Source organism: Clostridium sp. AF34-13, from assembly GCF_003477845.1.
Lineage (GTDB): Bacteria > Bacillota > Clostridia > Lachnospirales > Lachnospiraceae > Butyribacter > Butyribacter intestini.
Map to the genome: position 1 here is coordinate 1,155 of NZ_QUEB01000013.1, position 18,012 is coordinate 19,166.

Genomic DNA, 18,012 nt, shown 5'->3' on the forward strand with positions numbered 1-18,012 from the left:
TATCCATTGTGTTACATTTTTTATTTTCAATATTCATACACAGTTCTCTACTTTTTAAATTATAGCACACTTACAGATAATCCCAGTAACAAAAAAAGCCACATTGCAAATATAAAAATTATATTTACAATATGGCTTTTTTCTGTTTCTTTACTTTACACATTCCATGCTGCTATGCTTCTGCACAACACAAAACAAGAGTGTAATAAATATTTTTTTAGAAACCAGTTATTTTACTCAAAATTGCATAACTGCATAATCATATTTACTGTCTTACTTTTATATGCACTTCTCTAAGCTGCTGCTCGCTTACTTCGTTTGGTGCACCACACATAAGATCCTGTGCATTTCCGTTCATCGGGAATGGTATTATCTCACGGATGTTTTCCTCGTTGCGAAGAAGCATTATCATACGGTCTACTCCCGGTGCCATTCCTGCGTGTGGTGGTGCTCCAAACTGGAATGCATTGTAGAGTGCTCCGAATTTTTCCTTTAAGTCTTCCTCTGTATAGCCTGCGATTTCAAATGCCTTAACCATTATGTCGAGGTCATGGTTGCGGACTGCTCCTGATGAAAGCTCGATACCGTTACATACAATGTCATACTGGTATGCAAGGATTTCTGACGGCTCTTTTGTGTTTAATGCTTCAAGTCCGCCCTGTGGCATTGAGAATGGATTGTGAGTAAAGATATATTTCTTCTCCTCATTGTCATACTCATACATTGGGAAGTCGTTTATATAGCAAAATCTGTAGCTGTTCTTCTCGATAAGGTCAAGTCTGTTTCCAAGCTCTGTACGAATCTGTCCTGCATAAAGAGCTGCCTGTACTTCTCTGTCTGCGATAAAGAAGATTGTATCTCCCGGTGTAAGTCCTGCTATATCAGCAATTTCCTGTTTCATGTCATCAGGAATAAATTTGTCGATAGGTCCCTTATATGACTTATCTTCAAGAACTTCAAGATAACCAAGTCCGCCCATTCCGATAGACTGTGCAAATTTGAGAAGTTTCTCATGCTGTCCCTTTGAAAGTTTTGCATGGACATTTATCGCACGGACTGTCTTTCCATGGAACGGCTTAAATGTGCATCTCTGGAAGAAATCTGTAACATCGACAATGCGAAGCGGATTTCTAAGGTCAGGCTTGTCTGAACCAAACTCAAGCATTGCCTGTTTGTAGCTGATGATAGGATATGGTGCCTGTGTAACTTCATATCCCTCAGGTGCAAATTTCTCAAATGCTGCCGTGAGGACTTCCTCACCAACCTTAAATACATCTTCCTGTGTTGCAAAGCTCATCTCAAAATCGAGCTGGTAGAACTCTCCCGGTGAACGGTCTGCTCTCGCATCCTCATCTCTGAAACAAGGTGCTATCTGGAAATACTTGTCAAAACCTGACACCATAAGAAGCTGCTTGTACTGCTGTGGTGCCTGTGGCAATGCATAAAATTTACCTTTGAATTTGCGTGATGGCACGATATAATCTCTTGCACCCTCAGGTGATGAAGCACAAAGGATAGGTGTCTGAATTTCTAAAAATCCCATGTCTGTCATCTTCTGACGAAGAAAACTTATAACTTTTGATCTAAAAATCATATTGTCACGAACCTTTGCATTTCTAAGGTCAAGATAACGGTATTTAAGACGAACATCCTCTCTTGTCTCTTTTGATGTCATAATCTCAAAAGGAAGCTGTCTGTAAACTCTGCCAAGAACTTCTACCTTGTGTGCTTCAAGCTCGATAGTTCCTGTAGGTATCTTTGGATTGTATGTCTCCTCATCTCTGTGCTCTACGACACCCTCAACTGAGATACAGTCCTCTTTGCTTATACCATCGAGAAGTTTTGTGTCACGCATAACAACCTGCATAACACCGTACATATCCCTAAGGTCAACAAATGATACACCGCCGTGGTCACGAATATTTTCTACCCATCCGGCAAGTCTTAATGTTTCACCGACATTGCTCTCGCCAATGTCGTTTAATGTTTTGTCACGATAAATGTTTCCTACGTTCATTTTTACCTCCTAAAAAACAGGTCTTTGCAAAACTTACTTTACTCTTTGATGCCTGTACAGATACAATATATAATACCGCCGGCACGCTCCCGCTATATTGTCACCGGTAGCAGTACATAAGTCAGCCAAAAACGCTGACTAAGTGCTGACGGCGACAAAATGCCGTCTAACATTATTTATTGTATCTGTACAGGCAGATTAAATTTAAAAAATAGTTTTGCAAATAACTAAATAGTTCAGACAGTATATAAATCAGACAGGGATAAAGAGCCGCTTGCGACTCTTTCGTACTTGAGCGGAATGCACATCCTCACGGAGTGTTTTTTATGTTATAGGAAACGAAAAGTTTCCTATAACATAAAAAAGTCCGCCCCAAACTAAAAAGTTCAGGACGAACATATTATTGTCCGCGGTACCACCCGAATTACTGTCTTGTCAGTCACTCTTATGCTGTCTGTCGTGCAGCTTACGGCTCCCCTACTGACAAACTTTATATACAGTATGAAACCATATCAATACAATACTTATGTCCGATAATGATTTCAATCTGCTGCATACGGCAGGCTGTGTTCAGTTCGCTGCTGATAGAGTGTTATTCACATGAATTCACTTTGCGAAGCTCTCACCGTCCTTCACTCGCTTTGAACGATAAATCATGCTACTTCTCTCCGTCGTCGCATTTGCATAACTAAGTTGATTATATAATGGTGGCTGGGGGATTGTCAATGATTTTTTCGTTTATACCATTTCCTATCGTAACAGTTCAGCCCCGAAAAACAAGTCAATAATACATTGAGCAAGCTCATGTATTATTGACTTATCTTTTTTGGGGCTGAACTGTTACTTCCTATCTTTCATCTTATATCCCAAACTGTCCCCTGACCTCATCAAAAGTTTTTACAGACTCCATATTTTCATGTGGCTCACACAACATCTTATCCATAGTTACCGTATCAAACCACCTGCCAAATTTATAACCACTGTATGTGAGTCTGCCCGAAAGTTTATATCCCATATTTTCATGAAAATGCACACTTCTGTAAACATCGTTGTCCGCTTCTGTCATAGGCGGTGTGATAAGTGCGATTGCTTTTACAAACCCCTGTGCCTTTAAGATTTCCTCAAGATATGAATACAGTTTTCTGCCAACACCGTTTCCCCTAAAATTATTGTCAAGATATATAGTCGTCTCCGCATCCCAGCTATATGCAGCTCTCGGATGGTACTTGCCTGCATAAGCATATCCGATGATTTCTCCATCTGACTCAGCAACAATATAGGGATGTGTTTCAAGCGTGTGCGAAATTCTTTGTTTAAATTCATCAAGCAACGGCACTTCATACTCATAAGTGATTGCTGTTTCTTTTACATAATAACTGTATATCTCAAGTAATCTTGCAGCATCTTCTATCTTAGCTGCTCTTATATTTATCTGTGAGTTCATTTTTCTTTTCTCCATATGCCCATCACCCTATAAGCACTTTTTTCCCCTCAAATGCAAATCCATAATGCCTTATTCTTTCTTTTTCTATACCAAGTGCTAAGATTTCTTCATCATATCTTTTTTCTTCTATCTGCTTATGTGCTACCGCAACAGTATCTGCAAGACTTTTTTCTTCATCACTGTCATGCACTTTAAATTCAATAACAATTGCCGGCAATCTTTTATTCTCAATATTGCATGGCAGCATTATTATGTCATATCTTCCAAATCCACTTTCCCTGTTTGATTTTATCGCATAATCCTCTCTCTGACCGACCATCAGCCCTAATACAAAGCCATGGTAAAATCTTTCCGGCTCGATATATTCTGACGGTTTATTTCCAACATCAAAATAACTAAATGTCGCCAAAGCGATTTTATTCATATAATAATTCATTGCTTTTATATCACCATTCAATAAAGCATCAACAAATTCATCTGATGCCCCATTCGTTCTTCCAAACCAGCCTTTTATCAATTTCTGAAACATAACACGGACTTCTAAGTTTGTAAGACTCAGTTCATATTTCTGCTCTCCTGTGCTTACACAAATGTCCATGCTGTCTACTTTCAGATAACCACTTGCCAATAAAAGACTCCATATCGCATCCTCGTCGTTATCTAATTGGTCAAACACTATCTGTTCATCAATTCCAACTGTTATATATTCTCCATTTAAAAGTTTTTCCATGGCTTTCTTTATTTTCGGTGAACCTCTTTGAATAAGTTTGCCGACAAGACTATTAGAACTTGTGTCCGCCCAATATGTCTTAAACTCTTTCTTGTCAAGATAATTTGTAATCGACCACGGATTATATATATCCTTGTGCTTTCCAAATGTAAAACCGTCATACCACAGCTTCACATCATCCTTTTTCTCCGACAAACCTGCCTCATCCAATGCCGCAAAAACTTCATTTTCCGTGAAACCAAAACTTGTATTATATTCGTCATTTGTAGTTGTAATCACATTAAGATTGTTTAAATCTGAAAAAATACTCTCCTTGGATACCCTTGTAATTCCTGTCATTATTGCCCTGTCAAGATACGGATTTGTTTTAAAAGTTGAGTTAAAAAAACTTCGTATAAATCCAACCATATCATTCCAATATCCACCAACATACGCTTCTTGTAAAGGCGTATCATATTCATCTATAAGAATGATAACTTTTTTTCCATAGTATCTTTCCATATATCCAGCTAAAAGTTTTATGGCATCCACAACTCCTATAGAGTTCATATTTGCTTTCACATTGACAAATTGCTCTTTCTCATTGTCACTAAGCAAATCTCCTTTAAGAAGATAACGATTAGCCTCATATATTTCTGAAACAAGACTACATATACGATATTTTGCATTTTCTAATTTTGTTTCTTTTACAGATGCAAAACTAATAAATATCACCGGATATGTCCCCTGAAGCTGCCTGTATTTTTCATCGTTCCATATCGACAATCCCTCAAACAAATCACCTCTGCCTGCATATTTGTTTGAGAAAAAACATTCTAACATACTCATATTCAATGTTTTTCCAAATCTTCTCGGACGGGTGATAAGTGTTACATCATCCTGTGACTCCCACCATTCTTTTATAAAATATGTTTTGTCTACATAAAAACAGCCTGATTTTATTAACGATTCATAATCCTGTTTTCCTATACTTACTTTGCGCATAAACTTTCCCCCTCAATATAATAAAAAACAAACACCCAATACGATGCGTCGGATTTTTAACTGTAACTATCTTTTATTATAAACACCAGCAGAGAGTTCCGCAAGCGGAACTCTCTGTTAGTTTTATCTTCGACCTCACATACACTATGCCATTGCAATCAATTATTGTGCTTTTTCCCTTATCTTCTTCGCCGCACAAACCATATTTCTAAGGCTTGCGTCCGACTCTTTCATTCCTCTTGTCTTTAATCCGCAGTCAGGATTTACCCAGAGTTTATCACTGTCTATTTTTGTAAGCATTATCTTTAATACATTGGTTATCTCCTCAACTGACGGAACTCTCGGTGAATGAATGTCATATACTCCCGGTCCTACTTCCGTCTCAAAATTGTTTTCTCTGAGCGAGTCGAGTATCAAAAGGTCTGAGCGTGATGCCTCAAATGTTATAACATCCGCATCCATATCGTCAATTGCCGGGATTATGTCCGTAAACTCACTATAACACATATGAGTATGTATCTGTGTTTCAGGCTTTACACCACTGTGGGTAAGACGGAATGCAGGTATCGCAAAATCGAGATATTCCTTATACCAGTCAGTTTTTCTAAGCGGAAGTTTTTCTCTTAAAGCTGCTTCATCTATCTGTATAACTTTGATGCCATTTGCTTCAAGGTCGAGCACTTCATCTCTTATTGCTAATGCAATCTGTGATATTGAGTCTTTTATTGAAATATCTTCTCTTGGGAATGACCAGTTAAGTATCGTAACAGGTCCCGTGAGCATACCTTTCATAATCTTCTTTGTGAGTGACTGTGCATAAACCGACCATTCTACTGTTATAGGTTTATTTCTATATACATCTCCCCATATAATAGGTGGTTTCACGCATCTTGTACCATAGGACTGCACCCACGCTTTCTGTGTGAACAAAAATCCGCCGAGTGACTCACCAAAATATTCTACCATGTCATTTCGCTCATACTCACCGTGAACAAGTACATCAATGCCTATTTCTTCCTGCCATTTTACACATTCGGCAATTTTTTTCTTATTAAAATCAACATATTCCTGCTCTGTCTTTTCCCCTCTCTTAAATGCTGAACGGTTTGCTTTCACATCTTTTGTCTGAGGAAATGATCCTATCGTGGTTGTCGGGAACTTCGGAAGTTTAAATTCTTCTTTCTGAATTTTCTGACGCTCACTTCTCTTTGGAAGTCTTACATAATCGGACTCACATACTTTAGAAAGACGATTTCTTACATCTTTATTTGTGCAATCCCTGCTGCCACTGAAAAGCTTATGATTTTTCTTAAATATCTCATATTCAGCATAATTTTTACTGTCAGCAAGTTTTCCAAGTTCACTAAGTTCAACAAGTTTCTCCTTTGCAAATGAAAAATAAGCCGTATATTCTTTTGAAAGTTTTTCTTCATTTTCCAATGTATATGGCACATGAAGAAGTGAACATGAAGTTGATATTATCGTATCGATGCCCTTTTCTCTCAGCCCACTTAACACTTTTAATGTCTTATCATAATGATTTTTCCAGATATTCTTGCCGTTTACAACTCCGGCAAAAAGTACCTTATCTTTTGGAAAACCGTATTTAGAAACAAGGTCACAAGTCTGCTTTCCCTCAATGAAATCAAGACCTATTCCCGCAAACGGCATCTTTATGACTTCCTCATAAATATCACGAATATCCCCAAAATAAGTTTGCAATAAAACTTTCGTATCTGTATCAACTGCAAGCAGTTCATCATAAATCTGATGGAATAATGCCTTGTCACTATCATTCATATCAAGTACAAGTGCCGGCTCGTCAAACTGTACCCATGCTATCTGCTTTTTACCGCAAATCTGTAACAGTTCTTTATATGCCGCTATGATGTCACCTACATAATCTTTTTCAGATTTATTTCCCGTATATCTGCAAAGTTTTAACATTGTGTACGCACCTGTGAGCATCGGCTTTGTTTTGATGCCAATTTCATCTGCCTCTGCATACTCATTCCAAAGTTTGTCACCCGACAATTTTATCTTCGTGTCATCCTCTGTCTCAGGCACTATATAATGATAATTTGTGTTAAACCATTTTTTCATCGCAAGTGCTTTAACATCACCGTGTTCTCCCTGATAACCTCTTGCCATTGCAAAATATGTATCAATTTCCGACAAATCAAGTTCTTTGTATCTTTTAGGAATTATATTTAACAATACTGTCGTGTCCAGCACGGTGTCATAAAACGAAAAATCATTGCTTGAAATAAAATCAATTCCTGCATTTTTCTGCATATTCCAATGTGTTTTTCTAAGTTCTTTTGCTGTTTCTTTAAGCTGCTCCTCACTAATCTCTTTTCTAAAATATTTTTCCGAAGCAAATTTAAGTTCTCTTAATGTTCCGATTCTCGGGAAACCTATAACTGATGTTTTCATCTCAACCCTCCATTTTTGTATTAATGTTTTTTGCTTTTCAACTTTTCCTAATTTTAATAAAAACTAATTTTTACTATTTCTTATTTCAAAAACAAATTCATTATAATTAAATTTCCGCCAATCGTATAATACATAAAAAAACAGGTTAGCCATAGTTTAAAACTATATCAAAAAAATCTTACTCCATTCCACTAAAATTTTTAAATATCAATATAAATAACATTTTACAAATATAAACATGATAGATATAATCATATTTTTTTCAAATAGCTGCATCAAAAAAGCCCTACTCTATTTTCAAAATAGAATAAAGCTCTTAATTTTAACAGCAAACAATAGTCATAATCGGTTCTGTTACTTTCCTGACATTGTTAAGTATTTCCCAAGCGACTCCAGATAAGTTTCCCCAAGTCTGCTTAACATCCCTTTCTTATGCATAATATAACCGATACGCATATCTCCCTCATCCGCAAGCGGAACAGCTATAATATCCTTACCATTTAGCTTCTTGTCTATCACGCCACTGCAAACGGTATATCCGTTTAGTCCTATCAGCAGGTTAAAAAGCGTTGCCCGGTCTCTTACCCGTATATTTTTCTTTCTCTCCGATGCTGAAAAGATTTCCTCTGAAAAATAAAATGAATTGTGCTCACCCTGTTCAAATGAGAGATACGGATACATCTCAAGCTCATCATTTGTTATTATCGTTTTTTCTGCGAGCGGATGCTTTCTGCTTATAAATACATGAGGCTTTGCAATAAACAACTGCGTAAATTTAAGTTCATTCGATTTCAGTATCTTATTTATGACCGTTTCATTAAAATCATTTAAAAATAAAATTCCAAGCTCACTCCTCATTTTGGCAACATCCTCGATTATCTCATAGGTCTGTGTCTCCCTCAATGAAAAATCATACTCATCCTGACCATACTTTTTGATAAGGTCTACGAATGCATTTACTGCAAATGAATAATGCTGGGTTGATACACAGAACTGTTTTTTACCGCCTGCATTTTTCTTATATTTATCCTCAAGTATTGCCGCCTGCTCCAATACCTGTCTGGCATATCCCAAAAAGTCCCCGCCCTCTTTTGTGATATTTATGCCTTTATTAGTTCTGTTAAAAATAACAATGTTCATTTCTTTTTCAAGTTCATGTATCGCACTTGTGAGACTTGGCTGCGAGATATACAATCTGTTTGCTGCCTCGGTAATCGTACCGGTCTCGGCCACTATTGTCACATATTTTAACTGCTGTAATGTCAATTTTTTCCCTCTCTCAATTTAAAGGTACTCTCGGTATCTTATCTATTCTGCTATTGGTCGCACTTTAACTATAAACAATAATTATGTTCTTTATTACACTATATCATAATTGTATCAGAAAAATATACGCAAGACCATAATAAGTTACAACTGCCACAAGATCATTTACCGTTGTGATAAGTGGTCCTGATGCTACTGCCGGGTCAATCTTTATTTTATGGAAGAACATCGGAATCACCGTTCCGACCATGCTTGATATTACCATCGCAGCCAAAAGTGAAACTCCGACACAGCCTGATATTGCAAATGCTCCAATCCAGCCATATCCTTTAAAGAAATGGATGTATGCACCGAGCAGCGTAAGTGCCATTATGCCAAGTATTCCACCGTTTACAAGTCCTACTTTCATTTCTTTTACAAGTAAAAACAATTTCTGTCTGCCCGTAAGATTTTCATCCATCAATACACGGATTGTAACGGCTAGTGACTGTGTTCCAACATTTCCTGCCATATCAAGCACAAGTGACTGGAAACATATAACTATCGGAAGTACCGCTACCACGCTTTCAAACATCCCAACGACCGATGATACTAAAACACCCAAAAACAAAAGTATAACAAGCCACGGCAGTCTCTTTTTCATACTCTGCACAGTTGTTTCTTTTAAGTCCTCCTCAGCGGTAAGACCTGCCAGCTTAGCATAATCTTCACCCATCTCATCGTCTACAATATCTACTATATCTTCTGATGTTATTACACCTAGCAGCCTTTTATCCTCCGACAATACCGGGATAGAATCCTCCGAATAATCGACAATATTTTCTATACAATTATCAAGCAGTTCGTGGTCTGTCACATACGGATAAGAATGTATAACTATATCTTCAAGGTCATCATTTTCTCTCGCTATGATAAGGTCTTTTAAATCTATTGCTCCGGCAAACCTCTCTGACTCATCCTCAACATATATAGTCATGATATTATCGTTATCACCTGCCTGACGGACAAGCTCGCTCATTGCCTGTCTTATGGAAAGACCCTTCTTTATACAAACATAATTTGTCGTCATATATCTGCCGATTTCTTCCTCATCATAGGAAAGAAGCATTTTTACATCTGCAACAGCATCTGCATCAAGCCTTTTTACAACTTCACTCTTTTTCTTTGTGTCAAGTTTTTCAAGAATTTCGACTGCATCATCCGAATCCATAAAAGAAATTATGCTTGCTGCATTTTCTATAGAAATTTCATCCAGATACTTTTCCGGTTCTTCAAAATACGCAAATACTTCAGCAACCTTCTGAAATCCGAACAGCTTATATATTTTCTTTCGTTCCTCTGTTGTAAGCAATGATATTATATCTGCTATATCATTTTCATGGTAATTTGACAATAATTCTAAAATATCATTGTCATTTTTGTGATCTCTTATAAGTTTTATTATATCTGAATATCTTCTTTTCATGTCTGTTACCTCCGTTTGCTATACAAAAAAAGCACCTCTAAACAGTGCTTTTAACGGAACAGACTATTTTAATAATAATATTAAATGCATCATTTATAAACATGGCTGAATTTTTCATGTAACAGCCATGCCACTTGTTCACGATATAAAACACTGTTGTTACTACTTCGTCCAAAACTGTCATTACTGTCCATGAAACTCACCTCCATATATTTTCTTAAAATCATTTTTCTCAAATTTTCCAACACACTATAACACCATAAAATTATTTTTGCAACCCTTTTATTTCAAAAAAGACATTTTTTACAATAATTTTACATTTATGTATATGTAAATTATTATACAAAAACAGAACTTGTATCCGCTATTTAAAATCATATATTTATAATCTTATCATAAACATAAAATTTATATCGAAACACAAGTCCTGCTTTTATCTGTTATTTAATTTTTAATTAAAACCTGCCGTATATTACAATGGCTTGCATTATTCTATTTAAGGATAAATTTACCGATAAGTCCTTTCAATGTATCAGCCTGTGCAGAAAGCTCCTCGCTTGTTGCTGATGTTTCCTCTGCTGCCGCTGAGTTTGACTGAACAACTTCTGATATCTGGTTTACACCAAGCTCTGCCTGTTCCATAGCTTCTGCCTGCATTTTAGAATCCTCACTAAGCTGCTTTGAAGTTTCTGCTATACTCTCGATACCATCTATAACAATCTTAAGTGTCTCTTCTGCATTTTTGCTTGCTGTATTACCTTCATCAATTTCTTTCAATGCTCCCTCAATAAGCTCACGCGTACTTACCGCTGATGCCGCACTCTGCTCTGCAAGTGTTCTTATCTCATCAGCCACTACTGCAAAACCTTTACCTGCCTCACCTGCTCTTGCAGCTTCAATAGATGCATTCAATGAAAGAAGGTTTGTCTGTGATGCAATATCCTCTATCTGTGCTGTAATATTTTCAATCTGTTTTGATGTATCTGTGATGCGTTTCATTGCAACTGCAAGGTCTTTCATCTGCTGACGACCTTCATCTGCCTGTCTTGCATATTCCTTTGCCTGCTGATGTGACTCATCAAGATTCTTTGAACTCTGCTCTGCACTTGCTGTGATATTGGCAATAGTTGATGTAAGCTCCTCAACTGCTCCTGCCTGATCTGTAGCACCTTCTGCAAGTGCCTGTGCCGACTGTGCAAGGTTGTCTGAACCTGCTGATACCTGTATTGATGCATCATCAACATTTTGAAGTGTATCTATCATCTGGTCACGAAGATCTCTCATGGCTACAAGGATATCATTAAATGTTCCCTGATAAAGCTCTCTGCATCCTGACTGAACCATAAAGTTTCCTCTTGACATACTTCCAAGAATATTTTCTATATCTTTTATTATCTTTTTAAGGTCTTCTGACATTCCTTCAGAATCATTTATCATCTGATTAAATTCATCATCATAATCACTCTTTGGAAATGGTGAATCAAAATCTCCTTCAGTAAGCTTTGTAAGACGCTCAGATGTTGAACGAAGAATTACCTGCATACCCTCGGCAAACTTTTCGCTTCTTCTTGTTGACTGGATTCTTGCAACTACCATAACGATGATAACAATAACCACTGAAGCTATCTCAAGAAAAGTAAGCATTACCTTTGTGCTGTTTCCCTGTGTAACCTCATGATCCATGAGAGATACCATTTCTTTGTATATCTCATCATACTTAGGTGAAAGTTCATTTATTTCACGCTTCTGTGCATCTGCTGAAAGCTTTGAATCCGTCGTAGCACCCTCTGAAACTATCTTATCTGCCAATGTCCAATACTCCTGTGAAAGAGATGACGCTGACTCATACAGACTTTTTTCCTTATTTGTGTGAAGATTACTCTCGATTGATTTAAAGTATGTATCAAATTTTTCTTTTCTCTGCTTATACATATCCTGCTGATCTTTAATAGCACTCTCATCCAGATAACCGATAGTTGCCCTTACCGAGCTTTGTGAACCTGCAAGTACCGTCAGGGCTTTTCCTATATCACCCTGTATAAAACCATAACTTTGTAATGCATTGCTATACTGTGTACCTACTATCAGTAAAGCAATTATTGCAACAATCGCTGCAATGCTTGTTAGGTTAGTTGCGTAAGTTACATTTTTCTTTAATCTGTACTTTACGCTCTGTTTTTCATTAATTTCATTTGTGTTCTGACTGTTTTTTTCTTCCATAAATATTCACTCCTTGTATTTTATTTTGCTCTTTAATCATAAAAAGTGCAACGCCCGTGCTACTATACGAGTATTTTTCTGTGTAGGAAAAAGCTGTTACTTAAGTTGTTTCCTTAACACTTAAGTAACAGCTTTTTTGATATTTTTATTATACCACACAGAACAAAAATATCAATCCTGCTAATCTCCCGAATACCGTTAATTTACAGCATATGACTATAAAATTGATTAAAAATCAATTTAGCAGAAGAAAATTTACAAGGTATTCAAGTCACTGCACTATATACTGATATATCTGTTAATAACGCAAAAAAATATTATAACCGGATCTTCTTTATAAGCCCCGCACCTATCGCATAAGGGCCTGTGTGTACACATATCGTAGCTCCTATGTGGGCGATATCTGTTTCTCCTTTATAGCCAAGCCCTCGCATAACCTCGTCAAACTCTTTTTTATATTCAAGTCCTTCCTCTCTGTCATATCCATATCCCACCCTATAAACATAGTTATTAGGATCTTCACCATTTTCAGCAAAATAATTTTTTAACAGCTCATAAGTTTTTGCTATTGATTTTTTACGGCTTCTGGCAATTCCTGATGCATCTATCGAGCCGTCTTTAAGCGTTATTATCGGTTTTAAGTTAAGTGCACTCGAAGCAACGCTTGCCACTTTTCCTATTCTTCCACCATGTTTAAGATAATCTGTATTTCCCACAGTAAAGAATATCCGTCCTGTTGAAAGATACTCCTTTGATGTAAGTTTCTCTACTGCTTCATCATAAGAAGCTCCGGACTGTTTCAGTTTTGCTGCCTGAATTACATAAAGTCCCTGAAGTACGGTTGCCCCAAGTGAATTGATAACGGTTATCTTTGCCTCAGGATACTCTTCGCAGACAATCTCTTTTGCATTGCAAGCTGAATTGTACGAGCCGCTTAATGAAGTAGTAATACATATACAGATAACCGCTCTGCCCTCCCTTGCATGAGGAGTAAATGCATCCACATAATTCTGAACCGAAGGAAGTGATGTTTTAGGATACTGCTTAGGGAAATCCACCATTTTCCTGTAAACATCATCTATCGCTATCTCCTCAACTTCTTTCTGATAATTTTCCTCATCAAATGATATATAAAAAGGTACTACCTCTATGTCATATTTTTCTCTTAAACTCTGCTCAAGATCACATGAGCTGTCGCTGATTAACTGATAATCCATGGCAAATCCTCCGTCTTTTAATCTGCTGCTGTTTAATTTCAGACTCAAACAGTAACAAATATATCTTTCTATGATACCGGTCAGTATTTTCTATTTCTAAATATCTTTGTGCCAACCTCTATCTTATGTAGTTTTCATTACTACATTGTACCATATTCATGACGATTGTCAACCGATTGCAGGCTTTTTTACCTATTTACCGATACAACTCATTTCCCGTCCTGCTGACTGAAAACTTACCCTATGTTATTTAGCTTTAAGCCGGCAGGTAAGTACACTAGCTGTTAAAGCTGCTGCCGCATTTTGGACAAATATTTCCGTCCCTAAATACATGACCACAGCGATAGCAGCACTTTACCTTGTGTTCCTGTTTTGACATATACTTAATACTTCTTGACTCCGGCTTTAATTTAAGATAATCAACAAATGATGTCAGCACTTCCGCCAGATTTTTTTCATCATTTTTACTGAGAGTACACGGTATCTTTATACAGCCTTTCTCCATATGTAGCATCACAAGTCCATTTTTTTGAGAAAATATGCCGTTTATTTTTTTTACATCTACTGAGCCTGATTTTATAAAACCCTTGTAGAATATATGATCAGGTGTGACTATAAAGCCCTCTTTTCCACTGCCAAACAGCGAAGAATCACATATTATGATGGGATACTCATATTTTTCTGCCGCATATGCGTATGTATTTATTGCAACTTTAACAAATGAAGATTCTTTGTCATTACTTTCTCCATCTCTCATTTTTCTTATATCATAAAAATGAATTTTTGATGTATTGGATATTTTTCCGTCAAGTTCACGCTTCAGTTTTCTTACAAGAAGTTCACATTCCTCCGTCTTTAATGCTGTAAGTTTCTTGTCTATAAGCTGCAGCATATTTGATTTAAGTTCAGGCAGAAAAATTCCCTCCTCTATCTCTTTTATCGCCTTGAGTCCCTCGTCAAATGTTATGTACTCAGGATTTGGACATATACCTCTGAGTTTTGCCTCATCCATAGCATATACACGCTTTCTCAGTCCCTCGACAAATCTGTCCGAATTTCGTTTCTCATACTCTCCGTTCTTTATCTTTTCCATCACATCGAGCAATTCATTTCTGTTATTTCTGTCAACACCCTCTACAAGCTTATTTAATTCATCAAACTCAACTTTATCACGCTTTGTATCAACAATCTTGATATACGGACTAACATCTATCTCCATGTAAGTCATCAGTTTTTCTTTTGTTCTTTTATATCTGTCAAAGTTTATATTTTCCGGAAGATGAGATACTATATACTCTACCTCTTTTTTTGCCGCCGTTTTACACATTTTTGTAAGTACATCCAAACAATGAAGTTTTTTCTGCTCCTCACCTTCTGACCTTTTAACCTTTTTTATATACTCAATTATCTCTGAATATTTTGCCGTCCTGCCCATATCTATAAGCACATCATAGAGTGACGGGCACCTTATCACCTTGTCAGTGCCACCCTCATTAAATCTTTGTTCTACAGTTCCGGTATTATCCCCTGCTTTTTCTTTTTCAATACCGTTTTCTGAATTTGCAGCATAATTAGCTTTTTCTCCGTCACTATTAGAAACTACCCTGTCCTCTCCACTTTCAATACTATTTTCCAAACCGCCGTTTAATATGTCTTTTTTTGTGCCATCACTTATATTCTCATCGTAACAACCATCTCCCGCAGTAATATTTTCGCCGGCTATATCGCTTTTGCCTAAATTACTTCCATCTTTTTTATTGTCTGATTCTGCCTTATTTTTCTGTAATCCGTCTTCTAAATTTAAACCACTATTTGTATTATATTCGACTCCATAATCTCTTTCGGATACTTTATTTTTCTCCTCCTGTTCGTTTACTGCCGCCTCCAAAAAATTGTAATATTCACTGATGTTTTGGTAAACCTGTAACACATCTTTAATATTATCACTAATATTGTCATCTCCATCATATTTATTATTTCCTGCCTCTTTGGCTCGTAAACTCGCTTCCAGTTTTCTTCTTTCTTCTGCTTCTTTCCTAATCTCGTTAATTTTCTTTTTTCTTATCTTCTCACGATATTCAAGTTCCTGCTCTATTGTCGCATAAAATTTCTCTTTCTCATAGTCAGAAAAGAACCCCTCATCCATCTTTGTGATTAGCGTCTCAAGTTCATAATTAGCGAGATGTTCAATATCTTGGCATACCTCACTAAGTCTTTTCTCACCCCTGGAAAGCTCCCTTTTATAATCAGATTGATACACATTGAAGTGGCAATTTGCCGTCTTTGCACCTTTTCTTCCTAAAAGCAGTGCATAATCTCTCGCCGCATACTCATCGTTATCAAAATCAAGTATGTATATATCCCCCTCTTTAAGAAGTCTGTCCGGGCTTGGCGTATAAAATGTTTTGCAATTATCACAGGTATATGCTCTCGCAATATAGACCTTTCCCTCTTCAGTATCTATAACATACTCTTTTCCGCTAGGGAAAACAACCATATGAAGAAATTCCCCACATTTCGGACACTTATATGGAACCATGTAAAAATTATTTCCTATCCTGTGCGAATTTGCATATTCTTCATCAAATTTTTCCTTTTTAAAATCGTAACTTCCGATAATCCATCTAATACTGTGCCAAAGACCTGCTTTTGTCCTTATACCTCTTTCCGGATTTATATTAACTATACGCCCATCCTTCGTATACCCCTTATATATTTCTGAACCTCCGTCATCTTGCAAAATATTTTTCCCCGTGTCTTTATCTTCAATACTTCCTTCTAACTTTTCCAAAAACTCTCTATCTTCACGCTGTTCTTCAATATGTTCAATACATTTTTCCATCGCATCTTCAAAAGTAATCTGAATTTCGTCGTTGAAAAATTTCATGCTCGTCTTAGTAAAATATGTTTGAACATCTATCTCCTTAAAAATCTGCGAAAACAAAGCAGCGAGCACCATATAGTCCTTCTCAACATTAATTCCCTTTATTGCTCCCCATTTTACGAAAGGATATAACATCATATTTATTATGTTTGTGAGAAGTATATTATCTTTTATCTCAAATGCTTTGGCAGAGTCAAGAGAAAATTCCTCAATATCTGAATAAACCCTCCTTGAGCTGAGTTCAAAATACATAGAACGAAGTCTGCCGACAAGTATCATCGCATTTTTTCTTATTACAATATCACCATTCCACTCCACACGCTCTTTCTTAGATGTTATCACGCTCTGATAAACCTTTATTATCTCATTATTTGCTTTAATGTAAACCATATCTATACCCCTTTCTCTTCCATCCTGCAATCTATATATTTATACTATTTAAAATTTCGGTTTTTTTCTCAAATTCCTTTACATCTAATTAACATTATTTATTATTTCCTTAAGTGTCTTTGCAAGCCCGTCCTCGTCATTGCTGTCTGTTGTGATAATATCCGCAACTGCTTTTACATCATCTGTTCCATTGCACATACACACACCGGTTCCACAATCTCTCACCATTTCAAGGTCATTTGTTGTATCACCAAAAGCCACAACCTGTGATATATCATATCCGTATTTTTCACAATAATATCTGATACCGTAAACTTTTGACAGCTTAGGGTGGACAAATTCAAACATATCAGCCTGCGATTTAAATGCACGGTATTTTTCAGATTTATGCTCCTCATAAAACTTTTCAACTGACTCCATTTTTTCAGGTGGAGTGCTTAACACTAATTTACTCTGAGGTGTCGTAACTTCTTTTTTCATATCACATAAATGTATGCCAAGATGATTGTTTCTTGCGGCTCTCTCTATTGTCGAGTCATTTCTTGCCGCATAACAGTCCTCCCCCTGATACACATACGGATTTAAGTCAAACTGCTCATACTCATCGATTATCTCAAATATCGTATCAACATCAAGTTTATAAAAGTCCTTTTTCTCTTTGTCCCCCACATCAAAAAGTTCTGCACCGTTTGATGCGATCATAAACTGAATTATGTCAGAGATACCGAGGTTTTCAACTGTTCTCTTTACACCTATTATCGGCCGGCCCGACGCAATCCCGATACGCATACCTCTCTTTTTCATATCACGCAAAACATTTTTTGTATATTCGGTCACTTTCTTATCATCATTTAAAAGTGTCCCGTCCATATCCATAACTATAACTTTCATTTTATCCTCCGTTTTTTAACAATGTGCTCTCTAAATCTTCTGAACGAAGAATTTCGAGACGGATTTTT

10 protein-coding genes are annotated in these 18,012 nt (G+C 36.7%); all 10 read right to left on the reverse strand.

Features of this window, described 5'->3' with window-relative positions:
• Positions 1 to 265: 265 nt before the first annotated feature.
• The 10 genes from aspS to DWZ63_RS11520 all read right to left on the reverse strand — a co-directional run bounded on the left by aspS (position 266) and on the right by DWZ63_RS11520 (position 17,944).
• The gene (aspS, locus tag DWZ63_RS11475; RefSeq protein ID WP_118499963.1) at positions 266 to 2,017 is read right to left on the reverse strand and encodes an aspartate--tRNA ligase; all 1,752 of its coding nucleotides are present in this window, start codon (positions 2,015 to 2,017) and stop codon (positions 266 to 268) included.
• An 859-nt stretch (positions 2,018 to 2,876) separates the two neighbouring features.
• Positions 2,877 to 3,476 carry a GNAT family N-acetyltransferase gene (locus DWZ63_RS11480; protein ID WP_243020605.1) on the reverse strand — a complete coding sequence of 200 codons (600 nt, stop codon included), beginning with the start codon at positions 3,474 to 3,476 and terminating at the stop codon, positions 2,877 to 2,879.
• Between the two features lie 7 nt (positions 3,477 to 3,483).
• Positions 3,484 to 5,175 carry an AAA family ATPase gene (locus tag DWZ63_RS11485; RefSeq protein ID WP_118499965.1) on the reverse strand — a complete coding sequence of 564 codons (1,692 nt, stop codon included), beginning with the start codon at positions 5,173 to 5,175 and terminating at the stop codon, positions 3,484 to 3,486.
• 162 nt (positions 5,176 to 5,337) lie between these two features.
• Complete coding sequence (metE, locus tag DWZ63_RS11490; protein WP_118499966.1) at positions 5,338 to 7,611, reverse strand: 5-methyltetrahydropteroyltriglutamate--homocysteine S-methyltransferase; 2,274 nt, start codon at positions 7,609 to 7,611, stop codon at positions 5,338 to 5,340.
• 354 nt (positions 7,612 to 7,965) lie between these two features.
• Positions 7,966 to 8,877, reverse strand: a complete 912-nt coding sequence (locus DWZ63_RS11495) for a LysR family transcriptional regulator (protein WP_022015024.1) — start codon at positions 8,875 to 8,877, stop codon at positions 7,966 to 7,968.
• A 103-nt stretch (positions 8,878 to 8,980) separates the two neighbouring features.
• A complete protein-coding gene (gene mgtE / locus DWZ63_RS11500; protein WP_118499967.1) occupies positions 8,981 to 10,342 on the reverse strand; it encodes a magnesium transporter in 1,362 nt (453 codons plus the stop codon).
• Between the two features lie 492 nt (positions 10,343 to 10,834).
• Positions 10,835 to 12,562, reverse strand: a complete 1,728-nt coding sequence (locus DWZ63_RS11505; protein ID WP_118499968.1) for a methyl-accepting chemotaxis protein — start codon at positions 12,560 to 12,562, stop codon at positions 10,835 to 10,837.
• A 317-nt stretch (positions 12,563 to 12,879) separates the two neighbouring features.
• The gene (locus DWZ63_RS11510; RefSeq protein ID WP_118499969.1) at positions 12,880 to 13,779 is read right to left on the reverse strand and encodes a DegV family protein; all 900 of its coding nucleotides are present in this window, start codon (positions 13,777 to 13,779) and stop codon (positions 12,880 to 12,882) included.
• Between the two features lie 277 nt (positions 13,780 to 14,056).
• Complete coding sequence (locus DWZ63_RS11515) at positions 14,057 to 17,053, reverse strand: hypothetical protein (protein WP_118499970.1); 2,997 nt, start codon at positions 17,051 to 17,053, stop codon at positions 14,057 to 14,059.
• An 84-nt stretch (positions 17,054 to 17,137) separates the two neighbouring features.
• Complete coding sequence (locus DWZ63_RS11520) at positions 17,138 to 17,944, reverse strand: Cof-type HAD-IIB family hydrolase (RefSeq protein WP_118499971.1); 807 nt, start codon at positions 17,942 to 17,944, stop codon at positions 17,138 to 17,140.
• Between the last annotated feature and the right edge of the window lie 68 nt (positions 17,945 to 18,012).

Excerpts from the sequence above, each read along its gene's own strand:
- metE (WP_118499966.1), bottom strand. The coding sequence starts at position 7,611 with ATGAAAACATCAGTTATAGGTTTCCCGAGAATCGGAACATTAAGAGAA.
- DWZ63_RS11520 (WP_118499971.1), bottom strand. The coding sequence starts at position 17,944 with ATGAAAGTTATAGTTATGGATATGGACGGGACACTTTTAAATGATGAT.
- aspS (WP_118499963.1), bottom strand. The coding sequence starts at position 2,017 with ATGAACGTAGGAAACATTTATCGTGACAAAACATTAAACGACATTGGC.
- mgtE (WP_118499967.1), bottom strand. The coding sequence starts at position 10,342 with ATGAAAAGAAGATATTCAGATATAATAAAACTTATAAGAGATCACAAA.
- DWZ63_RS11480 (WP_243020605.1), bottom strand. The coding sequence starts at position 3,476 with ATGGAGAAAAGAAAAATGAACTCACAGATAAATATAAGAGCAGCTAAG.
- DWZ63_RS11515 (WP_118499970.1), bottom strand. The coding sequence starts at position 17,053 with ATGGTTTACATTAAAGCAAATAATGAGATAATAAAGGTTTATCAGAGC.
- DWZ63_RS11505 (WP_118499968.1), bottom strand. The coding sequence starts at position 12,562 with ATGGAAGAAAAAAACAGTCAGAACACAAATGAAATTAATGAAAAACAG.
- DWZ63_RS11485 (WP_118499965.1), bottom strand. The coding sequence starts at position 5,175 with ATGCGCAAAGTAAGTATAGGAAAACAGGATTATGAATCGTTAATAAAA.
- DWZ63_RS11510 (WP_118499969.1), bottom strand. The coding sequence starts at position 13,779 with ATGGATTATCAGTTAATCAGCGACAGCTCATGTGATCTTGAGCAGAGT.